The organism is Aurantiacibacter rhizosphaerae, assembly GCF_009807005.1.
Taxonomy (GTDB): domain Bacteria; phylum Pseudomonadota; class Alphaproteobacteria; order Sphingomonadales; family Sphingomonadaceae; genus Alteraurantiacibacter; species Alteraurantiacibacter rhizosphaerae.
Genome location: NZ_WUBR01000001.1, coordinates 620,221 through 644,430, shown reverse-complemented (window position 1 = coordinate 644,430; position 24,210 = coordinate 620,221). Strand labels below are relative to the sequence as shown.

At 60.6% G+C, this 24,210-nt stretch carries 22 protein-coding genes; 4 read left to right on the top strand and 18 right to left on the bottom strand.

The window, feature by feature from the left end:
- Positions 1-16: 16 nt before the first annotated feature.
- From GRF63_RS02995 to GRF63_RS02985, 3 genes are all read right to left on the bottom strand, one after another.
- A complete protein-coding gene (locus tag GRF63_RS02995) occupies positions 17-1,297 on the bottom strand; it encodes an NAD(P)/FAD-dependent oxidoreductase (RefSeq protein WP_337189631.1) in 1,281 nt (426 codons plus the stop codon).
- Positions 1,298-1,363: 66 nt separating this feature from the next.
- Positions 1,364-1,786, bottom strand: a complete 423-nt coding sequence (locus GRF63_RS02990; RefSeq protein WP_160484493.1) for a Rid family hydrolase — start codon at positions 1,784-1,786, stop codon at positions 1,364-1,366.
- Between the two features lie 43 nt (positions 1,787-1,829).
- Entirely contained in the window at positions 1,830-2,999 is a 1,170-nt protein-coding gene (locus GRF63_RS02985; RefSeq protein ID WP_337189600.1) for an ornithine cyclodeaminase family protein, read from the bottom strand.
- A 230-nt stretch (positions 3,000-3,229) separates the two neighbouring features.
- On the opposite strand from GRF63_RS02985, the gene GRF63_RS02980 reads away from it, so the two are divergent.
- On the top strand, positions 3,230-4,291 hold the full coding sequence (locus GRF63_RS02980) for an AraC family transcriptional regulator (RefSeq protein WP_237392263.1): 1,062 nt from the start codon (positions 3,230-3,232) through the stop codon (positions 4,289-4,291).
- 32 nt (positions 4,292-4,323) lie between these two features.
- On the opposite strand, the gene GRF63_RS02975 is transcribed toward GRF63_RS02980, so the two are convergent.
- Positions 4,324-4,830, bottom strand: coding sequence for a DUF6644 family protein (locus tag GRF63_RS02975; RefSeq protein ID WP_160484491.1), 507 nt, complete (start codon positions 4,828-4,830; stop codon positions 4,324-4,326).
- Positions 4,831-4,884: 54 nt separating this feature from the next.
- The gene (locus tag GRF63_RS02970) at positions 4,885-5,370 is read right to left on the bottom strand and encodes a DUF6644 family protein (RefSeq protein WP_160484490.1); all 486 of its coding nucleotides are present in this window, start codon (positions 5,368-5,370) and stop codon (positions 4,885-4,887) included.
- 441 nt (positions 5,371-5,811) lie between these two features.
- On the opposite strand from GRF63_RS02970, the gene GRF63_RS02965 reads away from it, so the two are divergent.
- Positions 5,812-6,300: a hypothetical protein gene (locus GRF63_RS02965; protein WP_160484489.1), complete on the top strand. Its 489-nt coding sequence runs from the start codon at positions 5,812-5,814 to the stop codon at positions 6,298-6,300.
- 108 nt (positions 6,301-6,408) lie between these two features.
- Here the strand turns inward: GRF63_RS02965 and GRF63_RS02960 are convergent, their stop codons facing one another.
- The 11 genes from GRF63_RS02960 to GRF63_RS02910 form a co-directional block, all read right to left on the bottom strand.
- Complete coding sequence (locus tag GRF63_RS02960) at positions 6,409-8,679, bottom strand: TonB-dependent receptor (protein WP_160484488.1); 2,271 nt, start codon at positions 8,677-8,679, stop codon at positions 6,409-6,411.
- A 52-nt stretch (positions 8,680-8,731) separates the two neighbouring features.
- A complete protein-coding gene (locus GRF63_RS02955) occupies positions 8,732-10,048 on the bottom strand; it encodes a PepSY-associated TM helix domain-containing protein (RefSeq protein WP_160484487.1) in 1,317 nt (438 codons plus the stop codon).
- A 332-nt stretch (positions 10,049-10,380) separates the two neighbouring features.
- On the bottom strand, positions 10,381-11,820 hold the full coding sequence (locus tag GRF63_RS02950) for an NAD-dependent succinate-semialdehyde dehydrogenase (protein ID WP_160484486.1): 1,440 nt from the start codon (positions 11,818-11,820) through the stop codon (positions 10,381-10,383).
- A 41-nt stretch (positions 11,821-11,861) separates the two neighbouring features.
- Positions 11,862-12,434, bottom strand: coding sequence for a cytochrome b (locus tag GRF63_RS02945; protein ID WP_202131551.1), 573 nt, complete (start codon positions 12,432-12,434; stop codon positions 11,862-11,864).
- 15 nt (positions 12,435-12,449) lie between these two features.
- On the bottom strand, positions 12,450-13,235 hold the full coding sequence (locus GRF63_RS02940) for an SDR family oxidoreductase (protein ID WP_160484484.1): 786 nt from the start codon (positions 13,233-13,235) through the stop codon (positions 12,450-12,452).
- Positions 13,232-14,824, bottom strand: coding sequence for an acetolactate synthase large subunit (locus GRF63_RS02935; RefSeq protein ID WP_237392262.1), 1,593 nt, complete (start codon positions 14,822-14,824; stop codon positions 13,232-13,234). Before GRF63_RS02935 ends, GRF63_RS02940 begins: the two co-directional genes overlap by 4 nt.
- 12 nt (positions 14,825-14,836) lie before the next feature.
- The gene (locus tag GRF63_RS02930; protein ID WP_160484483.1) at positions 14,837-15,766 is read right to left on the bottom strand and encodes an alpha/beta fold hydrolase; all 930 of its coding nucleotides are present in this window, start codon (positions 15,764-15,766) and stop codon (positions 14,837-14,839) included.
- A gap of 3 nt (positions 15,767-15,769) precedes the next feature.
- Positions 15,770-16,375, bottom strand: a complete 606-nt coding sequence (locus GRF63_RS02925) for an amino acid synthesis family protein (protein WP_160484482.1) — start codon at positions 16,373-16,375, stop codon at positions 15,770-15,772.
- A gap of 77 nt (positions 16,376-16,452) precedes the next feature.
- Complete coding sequence (locus GRF63_RS02920) at positions 16,453-16,941, bottom strand: VOC family protein (protein WP_160484481.1); 489 nt, start codon at positions 16,939-16,941, stop codon at positions 16,453-16,455.
- Entirely contained in the window at positions 16,928-17,962 is a 1,035-nt protein-coding gene (locus tag GRF63_RS02915) for a WD40/YVTN/BNR-like repeat-containing protein (protein WP_202131550.1), read from the bottom strand. The genes GRF63_RS02920 and GRF63_RS02915 overlap by 14 nt, the downstream gene beginning before the upstream one ends.
- A 41-nt stretch (positions 17,963-18,003) precedes the next feature.
- Positions 18,004-19,512, bottom strand: a complete 1,509-nt coding sequence (locus tag GRF63_RS02910; protein WP_160484480.1) for an aldehyde dehydrogenase family protein — start codon at positions 19,510-19,512, stop codon at positions 18,004-18,006.
- A 176-nt stretch (positions 19,513-19,688) separates the two neighbouring features.
- Here GRF63_RS02910 and GRF63_RS02905 point away from each other — a divergent pair, with 176 nt between their 5' ends.
- The gene (locus GRF63_RS02905; protein ID WP_202131549.1) at positions 19,689-20,462 is read left to right on the top strand and encodes a 2-keto-4-pentenoate hydratase; all 774 of its coding nucleotides are present in this window, start codon (positions 19,689-19,691) and stop codon (positions 20,460-20,462) included.
- 13 nt (positions 20,463-20,475) lie between these two features.
- Positions 20,476-21,279, top strand: a complete 804-nt coding sequence (locus tag GRF63_RS02900) for an SDR family NAD(P)-dependent oxidoreductase (protein ID WP_160484479.1) — start codon at positions 20,476-20,478, stop codon at positions 21,277-21,279.
- Between the two features lie 194 nt (positions 21,280-21,473).
- Here GRF63_RS02900 and GRF63_RS02895 read toward each other — a convergent pair whose 3' ends face one another.
- Together GRF63_RS02895 and GRF63_RS02890 are read right to left on the bottom strand one after the other, a co-directional pair.
- Positions 21,474-22,652 carry an MFS transporter gene (locus GRF63_RS02895; protein WP_160484478.1) on the bottom strand — a complete coding sequence of 393 codons (1,179 nt, stop codon included), beginning with the start codon at positions 22,650-22,652 and terminating at the stop codon, positions 21,474-21,476.
- A 49-nt stretch (positions 22,653-22,701) separates the two neighbouring features.
- A complete protein-coding gene (locus GRF63_RS02890; RefSeq protein WP_160484477.1) occupies positions 22,702-24,066 on the bottom strand; it encodes an aminotransferase in 1,365 nt (454 codons plus the stop codon).
- Positions 24,067-24,210: the final 144 nt, after the last annotated feature.

Genomic DNA, 24,210 nt, shown 5'->3' with positions numbered 1-24,210 from the left:
CGTGACGCCGAAACCTTCAGAACCGACCCAGCCGGTAAGGCTCCGGATCGATGATCGGTGTGTCGCCTGTCAGCATGTCAGCCACCAGAGCGCCAGCGGCAGGCCCGGTGCCAAAGCCATGGCCTGAAAACCCTGTTGCCAGCATCAGATTTGGCAGCGCATCGACTGGGCTGATAACCGGCATGGAATCGGGCGTCACATCGATCATGCCGCCCCATTGCTGCGCGATTTTCGCCTGCTGGAATTCCGGCCAGGCCGCGATCAGGTTGCGCATGGCTTCCTGGTTCAGCCCCTCGTTCACCGGCGGGTCCATCGTCCGCACCATTTCAAACGGCGATGTCTCATCGGCCTTCCACCGGCGCGGCAGTTTGAAATCGGCCACGAATTCGCGCCCCAGCGAAACCCTTAGGTTGCGCCATTGCGCGATCAGGGTTGGCAGGTAATCCAGGCCGATCAGCAGGTGATCCAGCGTAAGCGGGGCGAACAGCGCGCCGCGCTGCGTGATCGTATACCCGCCATCCAGCCTTTTACGGAAAGAGAAATCGGCGCCGCCCACCGCACAATTGGTCGGCCCCTCCATGGGATCGGTACGCAAAACCGCTGCAACCAGCGGCAGGGTGAGCAGTTGCACGCCGTGATTGGCGAGGAAGCGGCGCGACCATACGCCGCCTGCCAGCACCACCTGCTCACACGCGATCGCGCCATGCTCGGTCACCACGCCGCTGACGGCGCCTGCCGTCATGTCGAGCGTACGCACGGCGCAATTTTCCACGATGATGGCCCCCTTGGCCATGGCTGCCTTGGCGATTGCGCTGGATGCCTTGGTCGGCTCCGCGCGGCCATCCGACGGGGTGATAATACCGCCGACCCATTCGCCCGTGCTGCCGGGTGCCAGATCTGCGATTTGCGCAGGGGTTAGCAGGCGGGAATCGACGCCCGATCCCTCCACCGTATTCAGCCAGCCTTCGTAAACCTCCTGTTCCTGTTCGGTGCGGGAAACATAGGCAATGCCAGAGGTACGAAAGCCGCAATCGTCCCCCACCCGCTCAGGCATTGCGGCCCATAGGCGATCTGCCGCCTGCGCCATCGGCAGGTCCACCGGCGGACGCATGACCTTGCGCACCCACCCGAGGTTCCGCGAAGACTGTTCCCCGGCGATCCGCCCCTTCTCCAGCACGACGACCGGAATGCCGCGTTCTGCCAGGCACAGCGCCGTGGACAGACCGACGATACCCCCGCCGATGATGACGACCTTGGTCTCACTCGGGAAGGTGTTCGACGTGGAAACAGGATCTATTTGGGGGGCGATGGGACAAACTCTCTTGCTGGAGAAGGTGGGTGGCCGTGGCGGATCTGGCGGCGATCAGAGCGTGATCAGGCGCTCTTCCACGTCCGCCTTCGACACACCGCGAATGGCGGTGACGTCGATCTCCACCTTGTACTGGGCGGAGCCGAGCGGCGGGCATGTCATGGTGAGGACGGGATTGATGCCACGCATACGCTTGCCATAGGCTTCCATGATCACGTCGATATTCTCTGGAAACTGCACATAGACGCGCGCCGATACCACATCTTCCAGCACGGCATCGACAGAGGCCAGCGCGGTGGAGATATTGTCCAGCACCTGATTGGTCTGCTCAGCCAGGTCTTCCGAAAATTCCTTGGTGCGCGGATTGCGACCGGCGGTGTTGGACACGTAGATCATGTCGTCAACCGCTACCAGGCGGGAATAGGAGCCGTGCTCCTCGAACTTGTTACCGGTCTTGACCTTGATGACTTTTGTCATGGAAACTCGCTTTTCTTGAGATGAGGGAAGGACCAGGCGCAGGCTATTTCAGCACTGGCTGTTCCCAGAGATTGAGATTGGTGCCGATGCCCTTGGCAACGGCGTTTCGGTATACCATCGTGCCCCAGGCCACATCTTCCACCGCCATGCCGCCGATCGACAGGATGATGATCTCGTCATCATTCCGGCGGCCAGGCGTGGCACCGGCGACGATGGCGCTGAGGTCTTCCAGCGCGTCGCGCGCTAGCTTGCCTTCTTCGATAAGGTCGAAATACTTCACGCCAACGGCCGGAATGTGGATGTGCCGTGGTGCGGGCAGCTCTTCCAGATAGGCCTCGTAAAGGCCGGTGAAATCCAGAACCTTGCGAACGTCGCTGCCATTCATGCCATCATCGATATTGCATGGTGCTGGCATGGAAAGAAACGTGCCGGGCCGCACCCATTCGCGGCGCACGGTGGGGTAGATGGACGGGTCGCCCGTGGGGACCGACGCGCAGAAGGTGGCGATGTCGGAATCGCGGACAATCTCTTCGTCAGTGTCCACCTGGCGCACGCTGATCTGCGGGTAGGTTTCCTTCACCCAGCTGGTGAAAGCATCCAGATTGGCCTGGCCGCGCCCCTTAACCTTCACGGTATCGATCTGCGGGCATGCATCCATGAAGGCAGAAAGCGACGTGCGCGCCATCACCCCCGGACCGGTAATGCCCACAACGCGGGAATCCTTGCGCGCCAGATGCCGCGCGCCCACGCCGGGCACGGCGCCGGTGCGATAGGCGGACAGCAGGTTTGCCGACATCAACGCAAGCGGTGCGCCCGTATCGGCATCGTTGAGCATGAAGGTGAGGATCGAGCGCGGCAAACCCTTCTCGCGATTGGCGACATTCGATCCGTACCATTTCATCCCGGCCGTGCGGAACGAGCCGCCAAGATAGGCCGGCATCGCCATAAAGCGCCTGTCCGTGGTGTTCTTCGGCATGTCCGGAAACGGGGAATCATCCGGGAACATGATGATCGCGCCGTGGGAATTGTTGTTGCCGCCAGCCATGCGGTAGTCACCGGCATGCAGCAGGCCGAACATTTCCTCGATCGCATCGATGCAGCTGGGCATGTCGGTAACGCCGGCACGCACCATGTCGGGTTCCGACAGGTACAGAAAATCGATCTTGGGAAGATCCGGCAAGGCGGCACCAGCGCCTTTGTCATTTGCAGACACGGCAGAATCATCGTAGCCATTCTGCGACGGCTGCAAATTGAATTCCGAGTTACTCAACGTACACCTCTCAAACCCTTGTCGATCCAGCAATTATCGTGCTTTGGATATCGCATCGCGATGCGTGGGTAGGTCAGCGGGTTTCGGCTTTTGGGGGGCTTACTGTAAATTGCAGGTAGGGATTGACCCCTTGCATAATCGGCCAATAGCATGCGCGTGAAATGGAAGTATTGATGGACGAAGAGAGCCAGGACCGTTCCGACAAGGGCAATTTGGGCATGATCCGCCTGCTCTTTCTCACGGCGTTTTTCGATGCCCTGTCGGACGTTGGCAAACAGATCGATCCATTGCTGCGCGAACACGGAATGTTCCGTTCCCAGCTGGACACGCCTTATGAATTCGTACCGCTGCACCGCTATGTTGCACTGGTGGAAAGCGCCGCGGAGAAGTTCGATCGGCCCTATCTCGGTCTGGAGATGGGATCGGCGTTCGGCCTGGCGAACATGGGGCCGTTCTATGCTTTGCTGCGCGCATCGGGCCATTTGCGCGGCGCGCTGCAATATCTAATCATGTTCCAGTCACGGCTGCAGACGCGAACCATATTCGAAAGCGTTCGCAGCGAGGAGACGACAACCTATTGCTATCGCATCAATGATGAGCGGGTGTGGCCACGCCTGCAGGATTCAGAATTTGCCATCGGCGGTTACGTCACGCTTTTGCGAGAGCTGACATCTTCGAAATGGGCGCCAGACGAAGTGCATTTCGAACATTCGATCGAGGGGCGCGAAGAGCGGCTTTCGCAGTATTTCCGCGCACCTGTCCTCGGCAATCAACCGGTCAACGGTCTTGTGATCCGGAACGAGGCGCTGGACATGCCATTTGCCAGCGCGGTGCCTTCGGAAGATACGAAGCTGCGCACGATCCTGGAATGGCATCTGCTGGATCTGATGGGGCCGGAATCGGCGCCGAGTGAGAGCTTCGTCTCGCTCACCCGCGATATCATCGCCCGCTGGCTGGGCAGAACGCATGTGGATTGCGCATCGGTTGCCGCCGAACTTCGGCTGTCGGAGCGATCCCTGCGGCGGCGGCTGACGGAGGAAGGCACATCCTTTCGCACCTTGCTGCAGGAAGCGCGGAAGGAACGGGCGCAGATCATTTTGGGCAAGCCGGGAATGTCGCTGGCGGTCGCTGCGGACCAGCTTGGCTATTCCGACACTGCGGCCTTTTCCAGGGCGTTCAAGGAATGGACCGGCGTCTCTCCGGGGCGGTTCCCGCATTTGAAGGACGGGGAGTAACCCCCGCCCCATTTTGCCATGACGGCAACTTCCTAGAAGAAGAAGAACTCCAGCGTGAAGCCGATCCAGCGGCCCAGGAAGATCACGGCCGTCCACAGCACGAACGATACCGCGCCGGCGATACGCGCGGCAGTCGGCGGCGGCATATCCTCATCCCATTCGGCAATCCGGCGATAGGTGGTGGAATGGAACCACACCATGTTCAGCCCGGCCACCGCGATCAGGATCAGCTTGATCAGGAATTCGGTGTTGTTGGCATAGGAAATGGGGTTGGTGATGAACATCAGCACGCCGGTGATCACGGCCAGAACGAAAGCGCCCCAAGTGTAGGGCAGCAGTTCTGCCGACAGGCGCTGTGCGCTGCTGCGGTGCGAGGCGATGCCGAACAGGCGAAGGTCCACCACCAGGATCGTGCCGAATACGATGGCGACGGCCAGAACGTGCAGCGATTCCAGCATCGGAAAGGCATTGATGTTCTCGCGAATGGCTGCGGAAAGCGGCAGATCATTAATCTGCTGAAGTGTTGTTTCGAGTGTCATGGCGGTTTCTTCCAAATAGCTGGACAGGAGTGGCGCTAGGGGACGGTCGATGCCTTACGTGTAGGCGATGAACCGTCCGCAGAAGATCACTGCGCACCAGACAAGCAGCATGATAAAAGCCAATCCGCGGGAGGTTTCATGCGCGGCAGCCTCGTTCGTCCCGGCGCTGGAGCGCAGCAGGCCTTTCCGGGCCTGGATCGTGACCAGGCTGGCCCCGGCCACCAGAACCATCTTCAGCCAGAAAACCACGTTGCCCAATGTCCGCTGCGGCTCTGCAATCACCAGCAGGATGCCGGTGGCCAGCAGCACCCACAAAGCAGCGCGCATCCACGGCAGGTAACGGCGCAAGACATCGGGCGCAGGCCGATCGGTGGCCAGTATGCCGGCAAATCGCAGCTCCGTTATCAAGGCAGAGCCGATCACGACGGAGATCGCCAGAATGTGCACGGCCTGCAAATCCGGGATGATCCACGTCGTTTCACGGAGCGCGGTCGAAAAAGACGTGGCGTAGAGCCCGTCAGCGAATGTAGCGATGGACATTCCGGTTATCCCCTCAATCCATTTTGACTGCCGATTCGAACTGAATATGCGACCGGCTAAGGCGCAATTTCTGAACGCCCGCGGGGGTGCCGACAACACGATCTACGTTTTGAAACGGTTCGAAACGGATACGTTTGGGCAGGGTTTCGCAGGAAGCGGACCTGGATGCGTGCGCACTTGTCCTGAAGCGCTATGTAGCGGTGCGAGCGATGCCTCTGACGCGAGGAGTTGCCGCGCAATTCAAACGCATGGAGCAACCTTTGCACTGTACCCCGCAAAGTTGTGTCACATCGCATGGTCGCCGCCAAAAACGGCGCCTGTAACCCCCGTTGCAACGCGTTCCTAACCCCCATCATATTCAGCACGTCACCCGCGCCCGCTAAGATGCTCGGAGAGGCAGTCGGCACATCGGTGTGCGGTGCCAATCAGTGGGGTGATGATATGCGTGTGAAAGCAATTGTTCTTGTCGGCGCCGCTCTGGCGATCAGCGGATGCGGTTCGCAGGGCGAGGAAGCGGGCGGAGACGCCGTGCGACTGATGATGGTGGAGCAGGTGCAGCCCACCTCCGAAACATATTGGAACGCGGTGCAGTACATCAGCGACGAGAACGGATCGCGCGAGGTCACGCCGCAGAACGATGCCGAGTGGGAACGCACTGCCGAGGCTGCCCGCCAGCTGGCCTCCTATGGTGAGCAATTGCAGCAGCCGCAATATGCCGAGGGCCACGGCTCTGACTGGATGGCCTATTCGCAAGGGCTGGTAGAAGTGGCCGGACAGGCCGAGGCCGCCGCCAATGCGAAGGATCCTGCCAAGGTGCTGGAGATCGGCGGAACGCTGTATAACGTGTGCAGCTCCTGCCATGAGAAGTACATGTCGGAACCCGCTGGCATTTCCCCCAGCTGGCCGGACGATATTCACGAGGCCAACTGACTCTGACAAAACGGAAAAAGCCCGCAGCGAATTTCTTCGCCGCGGGCTTCCCCCTGCGAGGGCCGGCACCTGTCCGCGAACAGGTGCCGGCCCATTATTTTTGCCGGATCAGAAGTCGTAAGCGACGTTGATCCCCACCGTGCGCGGCTGGGTGTAGTTGAACCAGTTCTCGTTAAACGTGCTCTGGTTGTAGAAACCGCCGCCGATCACGCCGTGCTTGTTCGTCAGGTTCTGAACGAACAGGTTGACGTTCCAATTGTCGAAATCGAGCCCGGCGTGGGCGTCGAACTGCACGTAGCCGGGATAAGATGCGCGCAGAGGGGCCGCAGCCGGGAACGGCACGAACTCGCCCTTACGCTCACCCACATAGGTTGCCGATGCGCCGAACATGGCGAAGGCATCACCCGCTGCAATCGGCGTTTCGTAATCAACCGAGAAACGGCCCGAATGCCTGCTGGAAAACGGCAGACGATCGCCTTCCTCTGCAAACAGCGCCTCTGATGCAAAGCCTTCCTGCAGCGTGGCATCGACGAAGGCATACCAACCGGCCAGCGTCAGCCCGTCCGTGGGCCTGACTTCCAGCGCGAGTTCGAAGCCGCGGCTGCGCGCCATGCCCGCATTGCTGTTGAAGGTGAACGTGCCCAGCGAGGATACCTGCGTGATCTGGATGTCCGTCCAGTCGATGTGGAACAGCGAAACGTCATAGGACATCACGCCATCCAGCAATTCGCCCTTGGCACCCAGTTCATAGTTCACCGTCTTATCGGGCTTGAACTCGCAAGGCACCGGCTCAACCGGATCGTCGTTACAACCTGCGTTCGGCCCGCCGGGGCGATAGCCCGTAGCCAGTCGGCCATAGATCATGTGATCGGGCGTCGGCTTGAAACGCGGAGCGATCTGGTAGGTGAAGGCTTCGCCGCTCGCTTCCGGGTTGGTGGTGGAATAGAACGGATCTGCCGGATAGGGCAGGCCCTGGAACCACTCGCGGTGGGTCATTTCCTGGTCATTGCGGCTGTAACGCCCGCCGAACTGAATATCGAAACGATCGGTAAGCTGAGCAGTCACATTCGCGAATGCGGCGTATTCCTGGTACTTGATGTCATCACGCCATACCACGGGCACTCCATACACATCGCCATCCAGAGGATTGATGGCGAAAGTGTCGATCGTGTAATTGCCTTTTTCGTGGGTGTAGAAACCGCCCACGATCCAGTCGAACATGTCACCGATCGAACCCGCAAAACGCGTTTCATGAGAGATCTTGTCGACATCATAGGTCTGCAACAGGACGTTGCCGAATTCCGGTATCGTGGGCGGGAAAATCGCCGGGAACAGGAATACCGTCAGCGGCGATGCCGTGAAGTCCTGATTGTCGTAATTGGTGGAGCGTGAGAACGCCGTGATCGAAGTGAGATCCACAGCGCCAAGATCGGCTTCGATCTGGGCACGGTACATCTGAATTTCGGACTGGCTGCGGCCCGAACCAAGCTGATCGGTCTGCTCGTAGAAAGAGCCGGTGCGCGCATCCACGTTGGACGATCCGTAGATATCGCGAACCTGGTACATCGCGCCCAGCGTCAGGGCGAAGGAATCGCTCGGTTCCCACAATGCCGAAAGCCTGCCGCCCGTCACGCGGGACGAATTGATGTCATCCTCACCGGTGCGGACATTGTCGATATAGCCGGGCTCTTCACGGGTGAACGCGCTGGCGCGGATGGCGAAATCATCGCCCAGCGGCACGTTGATCGCGCCCCGCGCGCTGTAACCAAGGGTCTGGCCGCCGCCGCGCACCAGCTGCACGCCGCCGCCGACAGAGCCTTCAAGAATGCCAAGCTTGGGCTGGATGGTGACATACTTCACCAGGCCGCCGATGCTGCTGGCACCGTACAGCGTGCCCTGCGGACCGCGCAGCACTTCCACGCGGGCCAATTCCGACGGATCGATGTCAGGGGCAGCGCCGAACAGGCCGCCCTGACCCGTGGAGGAGCCATAGGGTACATCGTCGATCACGAAACCGACCACCGGGTTGCCGGTTACAGGGCTGGTTGTGATGCCGCGAATGGCCAGCTGCGCGCGGTTGTTCTGGAACTGCAGATTGACGCCGGGCACGCTGGAAAAGAAATCCTGCGCCTTCGTCTGATTCGTAGCAAGCAGATCAGCGCCGCCAACTGCCGTCACCGGAACAGGAACGTCCCTCAAACGCTCCTCCCGCTTCTGCGCCGTCACGATGATCTCGTTGGAGTTCTGGTTTACCTCGTTCTGGTCCTGGCTCTGATCCTGAGCCAGTGCCGTGCCGGGCAAACCGGCCAGGCAAAGCGCGACGCATCCCGAAAGTGGCAATGCGGATATTCGTGTCAGTCTTGTCTTCTTGGTATTCATTTTAACCTCCCGTGGAAAAAATTGAAATTCGTCTGTGTGCAATCGCGGGCAATCATCCCGTTTTTGCGGCGTTGATGGGCGTGGCGGGTTTTGCCTGCTTGCGGACGGCAGGCTTGGCGGCACGCCGGGTGCCTCTGCGGCGCCACCACAGCAGCAGGCCGGTGGCCGATATCGTCACCACCGCCAGCCCGAAGATGGAGACAGCGATCTGCCAGGGCCGCCCGCCTATTGCGGTAACGTGCAGTGCGATCAGCCAGCTGGTGACGGTGTTGCCCGCGCGTTGCCCCGTGGGCAGCTGCAGCCCCATGAAACGCCCGTCGCGTGCGTCGATTGCAAGAGTTGCGGTGGTGGCGGGGGAATTGGTTTCGGTGGGGTTGCCCTGCCCATCCAGCACATCGCGCGAGGTGTGCATGGAGAAGAAATACAGGCCCAGATCGCGCCGATATTCCAGCGCTGCCGGCTTGCCGAGAGTGAAGCCTTCCGTCTCCGCCTGCTGGGCGAAGTATCGCTGTCCCAGGGTTGCCGCCTGGAACCAGTCGACGGGCGGATCGATCAGCGGCTGTTCGAGCGGCTCTACCGGTGGGCGTTCCTGGAAATGTTCGTAATCGGCAAATTTGCTGATCACATCGGCGTAAGGCCCGCCAAGGTTCAGGGCGAAACCGGTGATCGCGAAGATCATTAGCAGCGGCCAGAGCCAGAGGCCGGAGGCGCGGTGCAGATCCAGGATCTGGCGAGTGGAATTGGCCCCGCGGCTGATCTTCCACGATGTGGACCACCGCTTCAGGAACGGGCGGGGCTTGCGCCCGCTTTTGCTGGGCCGAACCTTTGCTGGCAGCGAAAGATAAAGGCCGATCGCGCTTTCCGCGGCCCAGAACAATCCCAGCGTCCCGATCAACAGAATGCCGATGCCAAGCGGGAAGATCAGCGCGTAGTGTAGGTAATACAGGAAGGAGAACAGGCCTTCCGGGTTCAGCGTAGGCGTGCCGATGATCCGCTGGCCAAGGCGTTCCCCGGTGTAGGGGTTGGCGAAAACCTCGTCATAATCGATGACATAAGGTTCGCCGCTTGCCGGATCGATGGCCGGCATGACACGAGAGAACAGGGACTGGTCCGCCTTTTGCGGGAATTGCAGGGAGAAGACGTGCGAGCGCGGATCTTCCTCTTCCAGCTGCTGCCGGATGCGCAGCGCATCGTCCAGCGTCCAGCCCTGCGCCTGCGGTTCCACGATGCGCATGCGCGCGTTGAAGGTATTCTCGAAATCGTCATAGAAGGCGATTATGCTGCCTGTACCGGCGATGATAATGAGAAAAAATGCAAGGCACAGGCCAAGGTAGCGGTGTACCTTGACGTAAAAATTCTGGGCCTGCATCGGACCGGTCAATAGCGATCTCCAAGACGGAATCCTGAGCGATTGCATTGGCTGGCACCATCGCGGAACCGATAGCATTTCACCCCGTTAGGGAGGTGGCGATCGACCCCGATGGTGCAGCGCGTTTGTGCTGCAATCCATCAAGCTTTGTTCTTAAAGCGTAAGATGACACGGACCGGCCGGAGGCAAATTGCCCTTGTGCTTCGATAGCTTGTAATTTCGGCCACGCACGGGAATTCAAAGTCCGTTTTCGCAGCCGAAATCACCCGCGAAATCGCGATAGCCCCAGCAGAAGGCGCACTAACCCGCCGTTTTAACGCGGGTTTTGGCTGTTATTCCTTTTCGGCCAAGGCGCCGATCAGGCAGTATTTGATATTCATGTATTCGGAGAGGCCGTGGCTGGAGCCCTCGCGGCCGAAGCCGGATTCCTTCACGCCGCCGAACGGTGCGACCTCGGTCGAGATCAGGCCATCGTTCACGCCGACCATCCCATATTCCAGGCCTTCCATCATGCGCCACTGGCGCGCGGCGTCCGATGTGAAGACATAGGCGGCAAGGCCATACGGCGTATCATTCGCGATACGCAGTGCATCAGACTCGCTGGAAAAGCGCAGCACCGGCGCGACGGGGCCGAAAATTTCCTCATGCGCGATGTCCATCTTCGTGGTCACATCTTTCAGCACGACGGGCGCGTGGAAGGCGTTGCCTTCGGGAACGCTGGGCGCCGTTCCGCTGCGCACTGCGCCCTGCGCCTCGGCAGCGGCAACCAGATCTGCAACACGGCTGGCGTCCTTGTCACTGATCAGCGGCCCCATACCCGATGGATTGCGCAAGCCATCATCCACCTTCATCGCGGACACACGATCCGACAGGCGCTTTACGAATTCATCATGGATGCCATCCTGCACCAGGAATCGGTTGGCGCAGACGCAGGTCTGCCCGGCGTTGCGGAAGCGGGATGCAAGAGCGCCTTCGATGGCCTTGTCGATATCGGCATCATCAAACACGATGAACGGCGCATTCCCGCCCAGTTCCAGGCTGAGGCGTTTCACCTGCCCGGCAGCCTTTTCCATGATGACCTTGCCGACCTCGGTCGATCCGGTGAAGCTGATCTTGCGCACGGCGGGGTGGGTGCAGAACAGATCGCCCGCAGCGGAGGATTTGATAGCAGGTGTGACCCTGAACAGGTCCTCAGGAATGCACGCCTCACGCGCCAGCTTTTCCAGCGCCAGCGCGGAAAGCGGCGTCATGGCAGCAGGCTTCACGATGATCGAACAGCCAGCGGCCAGCGCCGGTCCGGCCTTGCGTGTAATCATCGCCATGGGGAAATTCCACGGCGTGATCGCGGCGCAGGTGCCCACGGGCTGGCGCAGCGTGACAATGCGCTTCCCGGCGGCGTGCGGCGGGATCACCTCGCCATAGGCACGGCGCGCTTCTTCAGAGAACCACTCGATGAAGGATGCGCCGTATTTCACCTCGCCGCGCGCCTCGTCCAGCGGCTTCCCGCTTTCCAGCGTCATCAGCCGTGCCAGCGCCTCTGTATTTTCGCAGATCAGGTCATACCATCTGCGCAGGATGTCGCTGCGTTCCTTCGCAGTGCGCGCGGCCCATTCGTGCCGCGCGGCGTCGGCCCGCTCGATAATCTGCGTCAGCGCATCGGTATCGAAACCGCGGATCGTGGCGACGGTGGAGCCGTCTGCGGGATTGGTGACCGTCATGCCATCGGCATCGAGATGGTCTGGGCAAAGCATTTCTAGTGCCTGATCGGGCATCGGGTGAACTCCTGAAAGATAATGCCGGTCTGAAAGACAGGTTAAAGCATGCGGGGCAGCACGTCGGTTTCGCCGCCACTGTCCTGCCAGCGATGCTTCAGCGCGCCTGCAACATGCAGGACGATCAGCCCAAGCAGAACGTAGGCGCTGTATTTGTGCAGCATGTCGAAAACTTCGTAGACGTTATCGTTCTTGGGCAGGATCTCCGGAACTTCGCCGAAGAAGAAGAACGGCACGCCGTCGCTCTGCGTAAAGGTGGAGGACATGCCATAGCCCAGCAGCGGCACCAGCAACGTCAGCGCGATGATCGAATAATGCACCGCGTGTGACAGGGCTTTCTCCCACCCATGCAGGCCACTCGGCGTCTGCGGCAGAATGCGGCGATTGCGGTATCGGATCGTGAGATGAACCAGCGCCAGCAACCACACGAGCACGCCGAACTGCTTGTGATTGGGATAGAACAGATCGAAGGTTTCCATTGGCGTGGTTTCGGGCAGTTCGGTCATATACCAGCCCGACCAGATCAGCCCCAGGATGATGACTGCCCTGATCCAGTGCAGAATACGCATCGAAAGGGGGTATTTTACGCGTGGTGATCCGATTCCATTCTGCATGTCCATCGACTCCGTTCAGAGAAAAATACCGCGAGAATATCCGCCATCCACGGTGAGCGACTGACCGGTGATGGCGCTGTCCTGCGCTTCCGCTAGAAAAGCCACCATTCGTCCCACCTGGGCGACGGAGAGAAATTTCCCGGTTGGAATATCAGCCAGGAATTCGCTTTCGATCACATCGATGGACACGCCGCGATCTTGCGCCAAATCGGCGAAAAGTTCTTCCAGATGCGGGGTGAGAACGATGCCCGGATGCACGGCATTCACGGTGATATTGTCCGCTGCCAGCTGATCGGACAGAACCTTTGTCATGTGAGAGACGGCTGCATTGCGAAGGCCGCTCAGCGTGTCACTCGATCGTCCGGTCAACCCGCCGATATTGATGATGTGGCCCCCGCCATTCTTCTTCATCGCCTGGACGACAGCCTGCGTATAGCGCAGATATCCGCCCACCTTCACATTCGCATCCGCGATTAATGCATCGACTTCAACACTCTCGATCGCGCCGCCGATTGGCGTTGAACTGGCCGCCGCGTTTACCAGCACATCGACCCGGCCGAAACGGTCCGTCACTTGCTGCACCAATGCGGCAGCGGATGCCGGATCGGTGGCATCGGAAGGGATTGCAACCACGGGCGTATCCACCCGCGCAGCAAGACGTTCGGCAGCGTCATTAAGGGGCTGCTCTCGCCGCGCGGTCAAAACTATGGCGAAGCCGGCGTGTGCCAGCACTTCTGCAATGCCGGGAACCAGGCCGCCGCTGCCGCCGGTCAGGATTGCGAGGCGCTGTTGTGCACTCACGGAAGTTCGGCCTGGATCAGCATCGGGCCATCCAGCGAAAGGCCGCGGCGCATGGCTTCTGCCAGTTCGCCATTGGTGCGGGCATAAGTCGCCTCAACGCCATAACCCTGCGCCAGCGATACCCAGTCCACCCGGGGATGATCCAGCTTGGTAAGGTTGGCGACGACCTTGTCATCCAGCGGGACGCCTGCGCGGTTCAGCTCTGTCTGCAGGATGGCGTAGCGGTGGTTTGCCGCGATGATGATGGTGACCTTCAGCCCCTCTCGCGCCATCGTCCACAGCGATTGCAGCGTGTACTGAGCGCTGCCATCCGACTGCAGCGAGACGATGCGCGCATCGGGCTGCGCCAATGCGGCGCCAACGGCGCAGGGCAGGCCCTGCCCGATTGCACCGCCGGTGTTGGTGATGACGCGGTGCTTCGGCGCGCGATGCGCATTGCGCAGCCAAGGCCCGCCCATGGTGGAGCCTTCCAGCGAGATGATCGAATCTTCAGGCAGCTGAACCAGCAATTCCTCAACGATCGAGGCGGCGGAGACGTCCTTGTCTGCCGGGGGAGAGTTCACGTCTTCGGCAGCAACTGGCGCAGTAGCAGCCTTGGCATCGAAGTGATCTGCCAGCGCTTCCAGAGCCGCCACGGCATCGTCGCCAGGCTCTGCCAGTCGCACCAGACGATCTTCCGGCACCAGCTGGCTGGGCCAGCCTTCATAGCCAAAATAGCTGATCGGCATGCGGGCACCGGCCAGCACCACGCGGGATTCGCCCATCTGCGCGATCACGTCGTCAGGGAAATAGGCCTGGCGCTCTACCTTTGGCAGATCGCCGCCCAGCGTTACAATCGCGGGGTATGGTTCCATCAGCAAGCGGCCGCCCAGTGCGGCGGCCAGCCTTCCGCCAGCGCGGACGCCAGCTTCGCCCAAGGCGTTTCCGCCAAGCAGAACCACGACATCCCCGCCCTCGTCCAGCGCCTTGGCTGAAGACTCAATCTTGGCATCCGCTACTGGCGCGGGGCTGTACGGAACCTGCGCCAAGGCCGTCGCATCGGCAGGCGCAGGCGCATCCACCACATCGGTGGGGAAGATGATGGTTGCCGCGCCGCCTTCTGCGATATTGGTGGCGGCAAATGCATTGGTCACACCGTCAGCGATCGCATCCGGCTTGTCGAGATAGATAACCTCGCGCGAGACGGGGCTCGCCAGCGAATGAATGTCCGACGTCAGCGGCGCATCATATTCCAGGTGCCAGGTGGCATGATCGCCGATCAAATTGACGATGCGAGAGCCTGCGCGGCGGGCGTTGTGCAAATTGGCGATGCCATTGGCGAAACCGGGGCCAAGGTGCAGCAGCGTAAGCGGCACTTCGCCGGAGACGCGGGCGTAGCCATCGGCAGCGCCGGTGCATACGCCTTCGAACAGGCTGAGGACGCAGCGCATCCGCCCGTCCCGCGCCAGTGCGCTGACCAGGCTGAGTTCGGTGGTGCCCGGATTGGCGAAACAGATCCGCGCTCCGGCATCGTACAGGCTGTCTAGCAGCAGGTCCGCACCAAGCGGGGCGGATTGATCGTTATCATTGCCGGAATTGCCGTTCATCATATCACTCTTTTCTTATCGGGTCGCGCTGCGGCAGGCCTTTACCCCTGCAAGAAAGCCTTCCACCAGTCGCAGGAAGCTTTCGGGGGCGTCGTCATGGACGTAGTGCGATGCCTCCTCCACGCTGGCGTGCGTCAGGACGGGGTTCGCTGCTTCGAGTTCCCTGACCTTGTCGAGATTGCAGAAATCGGAGCGGCCACCGCGGACCACCATCGTGGGCGTGCGAATGGCCGAAATAACGGGATGCAGGTCAACCACGCGGGCGCTGTCGGGCTTAACGCGGGTGGCCACGATGCCATCGGCATCATAGCGCCAGATCACCTCGTCACCTTCGCCTTCGCCTTCGCGCATGGATTCAAACAGGCGCTCTTCAATTGCAGCATCGGAAACATTGGGCCGCAGCTTGCGCCAATAGGCCCGCGCCTCCGCCCAGTTGGCAAACCGGGTGGGCAGAGCATTCATCTCTGCCACGATACGTTCGAAACCTGCGCCGGTTACGGAGGAGCCGGCCGTGATATCTTCTACGACGAGAGCGTTCACGCGGTCCGGATGCTTTGCGGCATAGCAATAGGAGGTCGTGCCACCCATCGAATGGCCAACCAGCACGAAGTTTTCTAGGCCCAACCCGTCCACGACGGCTTCGAGATCCGCCAGATAGGCGTCGGTGTAATAGTTGCGGTCCGGGTCCCAGTCGCTGCTGCCGCGCCCGCGCGTGTCGAACGCAATCAGGCGCCAGCGATCTTTCAGCTGCGAAGCCAGCGTTCTCCACGTGCCGGAATAGCCGCGCAAACCATGCAACAGCACGATCGCGGGCGCATCCTCATCGCCCCATTCGCGTACGAAAATGCCCGTGTCGCCACTGGCGATGCGGCGGGTCCGTTCCGATTCAAGTTCCGTAACGGGAACGGGGGCCCCGCCGGGGGTGGAGACGCTGTTATTCGCCATCGATCAGGTAAGCCCGTTGCCCTCGGCATCTTCAGCCTTGAGGCCGCCGAGCCGGGCGTTGAGACGTCCGCGCGTGGCGAAGGCCCAGCACACGATCACTTCATCGCGGTTGGGCGCATCGTCGAACGAAACGCTCATCGTGTCATAGTGAGAGCGGACATAGAGAGCGTCCTTGTGGCCGAACGGAATATCCAGGATCGTGCCGGGAACGCCGCGCTTGCCGGTGGAGGGAACCCAGGATGCGCCGCCGCCCACGGCATCGCGCACGGGGTTGGCTGCGGGGTTCGTCAGCAGGGCGTTGCCGTGCTCATACTCGCCGTCCAGGCCCACCATGATCGCCTTGCCATAGCTTTCGATCTTGGCGCCGCCCGAAAGGGCGTTGAGCCGGCGACCGATCTCGATGCCAAGCTGGGGCGAACCTTCGATCCATGCCGAAAGGTCTTCCACGAATTCACCCGCATAGGGGTTCTTGATGCAGGCGCCGATCATGAACTTGATCACCGGCTCTCCATCCGCAGCGGCACCGGTTTCACCGGCCCAGATCTCTTCAACCTGGCTGAACCATTTGCGAACGTGGAAAGGACCGAAATTCGGTGCGTAGGTCGTCATTATGATATTCCTGTATTCAACGAGGGATCGCTAAGTCTGAACCGCCTTGGCGGCAGGCTCGCCCATCGATGGTGGGATCAGAGCAGCGTCGGGTCGACCGGTTCGGCCTGGCCCTGATTGCGGTTCAATTCGGCTTGCGAGGCGCCGCCTTCCTGATCGATCCGCTGGCAGAAAACTTCCAGCATGTGCCCGTCGGGATCGTAGAAATAGATGCCGGTCGACACGCCGTGATCGAGGATTTCGGCAATCTTGACGCCGCGTTCCTTGAAGAAGGAATAGTTGCGGCGAAGATCGTCCATGCTGGTGCCGTCCATCATCAGCCCGATATGCTCGAACTCCTTGCCCTTCTCGCCTTCGGCGTCACCGGGGAAGAGCGCGATGTCATGATCGCTGAGGCCGAAGCTCATGAAGACGCCGCCCTTGTAGGGGCCGTCTCCAGCCCGCGCGACCAGCTTCATGTTCAGCACATCGCTGTACCATTTGGCCGAAGCCTCAGGATCCTTCACGAACAGCACGATGTGGGCGATCTTTGCCACCCGGATCGGGGATTTCTCAGTTTGTGACATGCGGCAGCCCCAAGTCTTCCGGAACACCAGGCACCCAGGTGATATCCGTCACCTCGTTAAATTCGCGCCATTCCTTTGCCCAGGTCTTGCCGGCATCGGTGGAGCGGTAGAGATAGCCGAACTTGCTGGCGGCCAGCAAGTAATCGGGGTCTTCGGGGTTGGCACCAAAGGCCCACATGCACGAGTTCGAAGGCTTGTCGAGTTCGGACTTCGTCCAGGTCTGGCCAGCGTCGTTGGACACCAGGATCGAAGCCTGCGTGCCGGGCGTGCCATCGCCGATGCCCACGGCCACATCCTGGCTGCTGCCCGGCTTGCGCAGCAGCAGGCGAGAATAGCGAAGACCCCAGGTCTCCTTCGCGGGCTGGCGGGTCCAGGTCTTGCCATCATCCGTGGAGCGATAAAGTGCAATCACCGTCAGGGCGAGATGCACCTTGGAACCATCGGGCTGCTTCAGAACCATGATATCGTGAATGTCGGAATTGCCACCGAATTCGGACCAGTTGGTGTCGATCCGTTCCCACGTATCGCCGCCATCGCGGCTGCGGTGCAGGCCGCCTTCTTCCACGCCTGCCCATACATCATTGGCATCATCGGGATCGACGGCCAGCGCCAGCATGCGCGGGCGGTTAACCCCGGCGCAGAATTCCGGCATTTCCAGCGTCGTACGCTCCCAGGTCTTGCCACCATCGCGTGAGCGGAAGAGGATGGAGAGCGTGGGCGCGCCGGTGCCTGCGTACATCACCTTGGGGTCACTTTCGCTGGCAACGATCTTCCAGACGGAAAACCCATCCAGCGCACATTCAACGCGACTCCAGTGAACGCCGCGATCGGAACTGTAGAACAGGCCCTTTTCCGCACCGGCAAACAGCGCCGTGGGATCGGCGGGATCGACCAGCAGGCAGCGAACCCGGTCATCATATTCCAGATCCTGGCCAATATTGATGCGATACCAGTTCTCGCCCTCGTCATGCGTACGGATAAGCGCCTGCCCATCGGTGGCGACTATGATAGTCTTGCTCATACCTGCTCCTGTGTCTGTTTTCTGTTTGGGAAAGGCGCGTGTCAGCTCAAGTTGACCCACACGCTCTTGATCTCGCTGTAGAGTTCCATCGACTGACGGCCGTGCTCACGACCCCAGCCCGACTGCTTGAAACCGCCGAATGGCGTGGCGTTGTCGACAAGGTTGAAACAGTTGATCCAGACCGTGCCGGCCTTCACTGCGCCGGCCAGTCGATGGCCCTGCTTGATATCGTTCGTCCAGATGCCGGCAGACAGGCCGAAATCGGAATCATTCGCCTGCGTCACCAGATCATCCACATCGTCCCAGCTCAGCGCACTGAGAACGGGGCCGAAGATTTCCTCGCGCACGATGCGCATGTCCGGGCCGGCGTTGCGCATGATCGTGGGCTCAAAGAAGAAGCCGTCATCCATGCCTGTTGGGCGAGAGCCGCCGATCATGATGTCGGCACCTTCGTTCTTGCCGATATCGACGTAGGAATTCACCTGGTCCCACTGCTCTTGCGAGACCAGCGGACCGAAGTTTACGCCTTCATCAAGACCGTTACCGATGGTGAGCTGCGCAGCCTGATCGGCAATGCGCGACAGCAGCTCATCATTGATGGAGGAGTGCGCATAGAGGCGCGAGCCTGCGGTGCAGGTCTGGCCCTGGTTGAAGAAGATGCCTGCCGCGATCGAGGCTGCCGCAGCATCCAGATCCGCATCGGGCAATACGATCTGCGGAGACTTGCCGCCCAGTTCCAGGCTAACCTTCTTGAGGTTGCCGGTGGCACCGCGCACGATGGCCTTGCCCACGGCGGTGGAGCCGGTGAAGGCCACCTTGTCGACGCCGTGATGATCGACCAGCGCAGCGCCAGCTTCACCAAAGCCGGTGATCACGTTGAAGACCCCTGGCGGAACGCCAGCTTCAAGTGCCAGTTCGGCAAGGCGCAGGGCCGTCAGCGGCGTCTGCTCGGCAGGCTTCAGGATCACGGTACAACCCGCGGCCAGAGCCGGCGCCACCTTCCAGGCAGCCATCGACATCGGATAATTCCACGGCACGATCAGGCCGCAAACGCCCACAGGCTCCCGCACGGTGTAGTTCAGGATCTGTGCCCCGCTGCGCGGTGATACCGGCAGCGTTTCACCGCCAAACTTGGTGGGCCAACCGGCGAAATAGCGGAAGGTCTTGATCGAACCCTCGATCTCGACTGCCTGCGTCAGCGCGGCGGGCTTGCCATTATCCATGCATTCCAGCACGGCCAGTTCGGCAGCGTCGCGCTCGATCAGGTCGGCCAGACGGTTCAGCACCTTCGAACGATCGACCGCACTCATATTGCGCCAGGAAGGATCTTCCAGCGCCCTGCGCGCGGCGCGCACCGCCAGATCGACATCGGCGGCATCGCCATGGGCAACCTGGCAGATTTCCTGGCCGGTGGCCGGATTGACCGTGGCAAAGGTCTTGCCCGACTGCGCCTGCACGGTCTTGCCGTCGATGATCAGTCCGCGCGGACCCTTCGCGAGTGCGGCACCAAGCTGATCGGCCTGGGCGTGAATAGCGGTCTGTTCGTTCATATCATTACCTCAACAATCGAAATGCAGGCGCGCAAAAGGCGCGCAAACGACGCCTGTCTGGCGATTCCGAAACCTAGATAGCGCAATCCATATTTGTAAACAATACTGGATTTAAAAGTTTCGTTGTTGCATAAGCGGGACAATAAAATCGCTGCCAACCGGCACAGGAGATTCCATTGCAGGACTACCAAAGCGAGCTCGAACAGGCTCTGTTCGAAGCCGGCACCGGATCGCAGGTGGAACTTCCGCAGCGGTCACTGGATGCGGATCAGGCCTACGCGATCCAGCGCGGGGTGGCCGCGCGTGGCGCATCGCCGGTAAAAGCTTGGAAACTGGGGCTGACCAGTCAAGGATCGCGTGATGCCTTCGGCGCAGCTGAGCCGCTGGTTGGCCGCTTGCCCGCCGCGGCGATCTCTACACAGGATAAGACAATCGCCTTCGCCCCGCCGGAAATGTATGCCGAGGCCGAAGTGGTGTTCGAAATGGGCGAGGACCTTGCCCCCAAGGCAGGCGCCTATACGCGCGAGGATCTCGTCCCCGCGATCAGGGCCATTCACGCCGGAATAGAAATCGTGCGCAGCCGCTTTGTCACCACGGACCTGCCCCTCCCCCTGCTGATTGCGGACAATGTGATGGGCCATGCCCTGGTGCTGGGGCAAAAGCTGACCGATGGTTGGGACGATACCTTTGCCGACATGCCCGTATCGCTCACGCGCAATGGCGATGAAGTTGCCGAGGGGGCTACATCCCTGGTGATGGGCAATCCGCTTGATGCCGTGGTCTGGCTGGCGAACTGGCTGCGCGATAAGGAGGGGGAAACCCTGCGCAAGGGCCAGCTGATTGCTTCTGGCACCTGCACTGGCGCCACGCAGATTTATAACGACGATGTAATCCACATAGACTTTGGCGGTGCCACGATGGCGCGCGTCTCTGTCTGCAATGATCAATAGCAGGAGAAGTGAAATGAGCCTGGAGCTTGGACTAAAGGATAAGGTGGCCGTCATCACCGGCGGCGGTGTTGGCATCGGCAAGGAAACGGCACGCAAGCTGCTGCTGGCAGGCGCCAAGGTGGCAATCGCCGCGCGCACGCAAAGCAAGCTGGAGACAGCGGCAGAGGAACTGCGCAAGGAAACCGGCGGCGAGATCATCGTGGTGCCGACCGACACCACATCGAAGGAATCGGTGGAAGCACTGGTGGCTAAAACGGCCGAGACATTCGGCGGCGTTCACATCCTGGTGAATTGCGCGGCTGCCCCCGGCGGCTTGGTGCGCAACGCGATCGAGGAAGCGGACGAGGACATGCTGATGCTTGACCTCAACACCAAGCTGTTCGGCTACTTCCGCACCGCGAAAGCCTGCGTTCCCTATATGCGCAAGGCTGGCTGGGGCCGCATCGTGAATGTCGGCGGCCTGACGGCGCGCTGCACCGAGGCACTGTCGGGCATGCGCAATACGGCGCTGGTCCACTTCACCAAGACGCTTTCCGATGAAGTCGGCAAGGATGGCATCACCGTGAACATCATCCACCCCGGCGTGACCCGTACAGAGCATATCGAGGAATGGTTTGCCGAGATGGCCGAGGAAGAAGGCACCACCGTGGAAGCCATCACGGCACGCGAAGCCGGCGATCCGGCTGCGCTGAAGCGGATGCTGGAAGTGGAAGAAGTGGCCGATCCCATCGTCTTCCTGTGCTCCAAGCTGGGCAGCGGGATTACCGGCGAGTCCATTGCCGTTGATGGCGGACTGTCGCGGGCCGTGTTCCTTTAAATCACGGCCAGGGGCAACTTTGCCCAAGCGCTTTGCAGACGAGAAAAAGAGGCCGGAGGCTTTGGGTCAGGACCCGAACCTCCGGCCTCTTTTTTATGATTGGATTTGATGGAGCGGTTCGAGGCACTTGGCCTGAACACAATGCAGCCTGGCGCACGCAGACACCGACGCTGCATTCGCCAGCCGATCGACAGCTAGCTGATCTTGCGCGCTCTCGTCGTCGTCGCAACCGCGATCACCACACTCAGGATGAGCGTTGCACAGGCACCGTAGATCATCAGATCGAACGATCCGCTGACGAGGGTGGCCGCCGCCACTGCCGGGCCAAGGCCGGAACCGAAGGTCTGGATTGAACCCATGGCGCACACCACGCGGCCACGGCTGCAAGCCTCCGAACACAGACCTGACAGCAGCGGCTGGCTGAAGTTCCAGCTCAGCATCGTCAGCACGGTGGCAATTGTGAACGCCGTGGGCGAAACGTCGCCGCGATACAGCAGGAAGCCGATCAGGCAGGCGATGCCGCTCAAAGTGATCGGAATTGCCCGACCCCATACACGGGGAAGAACGCCGGCAAGGCCCGCACCCAGAACGCCGGCCATCGTTCCGACCGAAAGGCCCGTGGCGATGACTTCGGGTGACAGATTGCTGGCCGCGCCGATCCGCTCTGAATAGGACCACACGCCCACCACGGCGAAGAACAGCAGGAACACGCTGATCAGCGCGCCTGCGGAATAGGGCAGATCGATTTTGCCGCCTTCGGCAAAGATATCGACCTCATCCTTGCTGCCATCCGGCAGCGCACCCAGCGACAGCAGTACCAAGGCATTGATACCGGCAAAGATCAGCAGCTGCGTTTGCGGTGTGATGGCCCCCATGATCGAGGGCATCGCGTAGAGATAGGCGGAGGCCAGCAAGTAGCCCACCACCAGATAGACGGAAAACGCGCGATCCGGGTTTTTCGCCCGGCCCAGCGCAGCAAAGGAAAAGCCGATGGCGATGCCCGCACCCGATCCGGCCACGACACGCGCGGCCACAATCGCCTCAAACCCGTTCAGCAGCACGGTGAGGACGTTGCCGAGGATAATCAGCGCCAGGCCCAGCGCCACCGCCTTTCGCCAGGAAACGCGGGCCAGCGCAAAGGTGCTGAGCCCGATGGCCACCGCCATGGCATTGATGTCCCAGGCCACCAGATAGCCTAGCTGATCGTCGTCAAAGCCGGTCATCTGCGCGATCACGGCCAGGAAGCCGGGCGTGATGAAAATCACCATCGCGCCCACAAGGCCGACCAGAATTGCGCTGAACAGTCCTGTCTGCGTAATTCTGGGCGGCTGCGCATCGGCGCAGGGCACGGCGTTAGCTTCGCTATGGTTCATAACGTCTTTCTCCTGCGCCCGACGCGCCGACAATTGGGAAGGTTGGCGATCAGTTGCCGACCACGTCTTCCACTGCCAGGGCGAACTTGTCGACAAGCTCGTCCGCATCTGCGCGGGTCATCACCAGCGGCGGAGCAAATACCAGGGTATCGCCCAGCATACGGGTGATCAGGCCACGTTCTGCCGCAGCCTTGAAAACCTTGCGACCGGTGCGGTCCTGCATCGGGAAGGCTTCCTTCGTTCCGCGATCCTTCACCAGTTCGATGCCAAGCATCAGGCCCTTGCCGCGAATATCGCCGACATGGGCATGCTGACCCAGCCGGTCATGCAGAGCTTGCTTCATGTAAGGACCAACGTCGGCCACGTTCTTAACGACTTCAAGATCATCGATCAGCTTGAGCGCTGCCAGCGCGGCGGCCGCGCCCACCGGGTGGCCCGAATATGTGTAGCCATGGCCAAACACACCGATTTCACCGGCGCCGGCATCCAGCACGTCCCACACCTTTGGCGATACGAACACTGCCGACATCGGGAAATAGCCCGAGGTCACACCCTTTGCAGAGGTGATCAGATCAGGCTCGAACCCGTAGGACTGCGCGCCCCAGTACGTGCCGAGGCGTCCATAACCCGAAACCACTTCATCGGCGACCAGCAGAATGTCGTTTTTCTTCAGGATCGGCACGATCTCGTCGAAGTAACCTTCGGGCGGGGGAATGAGGCCGCCTGCACCCATCACCGCCTCGGCAAAGAAGGCTGCAATCGTATCGGCGCCTTCACGCTCGATCGTATCTTCCAGTTCCTTCGCCAGATGACGGGAGAAATCACGCTCCGACATGCCTTCGGGCGCGTTGCGATAATAATACGGCGCGCTGACATGCAGAATTGGGCCTTTGGGCAGGTCGAACAGCTTGTGCATGCCCGGCAGGCCGGTCAGGCTGGCCGTCGCCACGCTGGAACCGTGATAGGCGTTCCAGCGGGAGATGATCTTCTTCTTTTCCGGCTTGCCACGCAGGTTGTTGTAAACCCAGATGATCTTAAGCTGGGTTTCGTTGGCATCGCTGCCGGAAGTGCCGAAGAAAATCTTCGACATCGGCACCGGTGCGCGCTTCAGCAGCTCCTCCGCACATTCGCCGACTACGTCGATACCCATGTTGTTGAACGTGTGGAAGAACGACAGCTTCTCGCTCTGCTGCGTGATCGCATCGGTGATTTCCTTGCGACCATAACCCAGGTTACAGCACCACAGCCCGGCCATGCCGTCCAGATATTCCTTGCCATGAATGTCGCGAATGCGAACACCGGAGCCCGATTCAATCATCATCGGACCATCGGCCTTCATGTCATTGATCGAGGTGAAAGGGTGAAACTGGCTTCGCTCGTCGCGCAGGGCTGCTTCGGACCGTTGGGCTGCCATAAATAATTCTCCGTCATCCATCGCGAACCGAATCGCGAACTGTTAATTTTCTCGTGATTGCATACTCGCGCAGAGTTACCGCGCATGCAACAGTTGATCTTATATTGAACATATTTTTGCACAGACGCAACAATGGATGTTGGT

Coding starts and splice junctions, on each gene's coding strand:
- GRF63_RS02990 (WP_160484493.1), bottom strand. CDS start 1,786: ATGACAAAAGTCATCAAGGTCAAGACCGGTAACAAGTTCGAGGAGCAC.
- GRF63_RS02980 (WP_237392263.1), top strand. CDS start 3,230: ATGGACGAAGAGAGCCAGGACCGTTCCGACAAGGGCAATTTGGGCATG.
- GRF63_RS02975 (WP_160484491.1), bottom strand. CDS start 4,830: ATGACACTCGAAACAACACTTCAGCAGATTAATGATCTGCCGCTTTCC.
- GRF63_RS02970 (WP_160484490.1), bottom strand. CDS start 5,370: ATGTCCATCGCTACATTCGCTGACGGGCTCTACGCCACGTCTTTTTCG.
- GRF63_RS02965 (WP_160484489.1), top strand. CDS start 5,812: ATGCGTGTGAAAGCAATTGTTCTTGTCGGCGCCGCTCTGGCGATCAGC.
- GRF63_RS02960 (WP_160484488.1), bottom strand. CDS start 8,679: ATGAATACCAAGAAGACAAGACTGACACGAATATCCGCATTGCCACTT.
- GRF63_RS02955 (WP_160484487.1), bottom strand. CDS start 10,048: ATGCAGGCCCAGAATTTTTACGTCAAGGTACACCGCTACCTTGGCCTG.
- GRF63_RS02950 (WP_160484486.1), bottom strand. CDS start 11,820: ATGCCCGATCAGGCACTAGAAATGCTTTGCCCAGACCATCTCGATGCC.
- GRF63_RS02945 (WP_202131551.1), bottom strand. CDS start 12,434: ATGCAGAATGGAATCGGATCACCACGCGTAAAATACCCCCTTTCGATG.
- GRF63_RS02935 (WP_237392262.1), bottom strand. CDS start 14,824: ATGATGAACGGCAATTCCGGCAATGATAACGATCAATCCGCCCCGCTT.
- GRF63_RS02930 (WP_160484483.1), bottom strand. CDS start 15,766: ATGGCGAATAACAGCGTCTCCACCCCCGGCGGGGCCCCCGTTCCCGTT.
- GRF63_RS02925 (WP_160484482.1), bottom strand. CDS start 16,375: ATGACGACCTACGCACCGAATTTCGGTCCTTTCCACGTTCGCAAATGG.
- GRF63_RS02920 (WP_160484481.1), bottom strand. CDS start 16,941: ATGTCACAAACTGAGAAATCCCCGATCCGGGTGGCAAAGATCGCCCAC.
- GRF63_RS02915 (WP_202131550.1), bottom strand. CDS start 17,962: ATGAGCAAGACTATCATAGTCGCCACCGATGGGCAGGCGCTTATCCGT.
- GRF63_RS02910 (WP_160484480.1), bottom strand. CDS start 19,512: ATGAACGAACAGACCGCTATTCACGCCCAGGCCGATCAGCTTGGTGCC.
- GRF63_RS02900 (WP_160484479.1), top strand. CDS start 20,476: ATGAGCCTGGAGCTTGGACTAAAGGATAAGGTGGCCGTCATCACCGGC.
- GRF63_RS02895 (WP_160484478.1), bottom strand. CDS start 22,652: ATGAACCATAGCGAAGCTAACGCCGTGCCCTGCGCCGATGCGCAGCCG.
- GRF63_RS02890 (WP_160484477.1), bottom strand. CDS start 24,066: ATGGCAGCCCAACGGTCCGAAGCAGCCCTGCGCGACGAGCGAAGCCAG.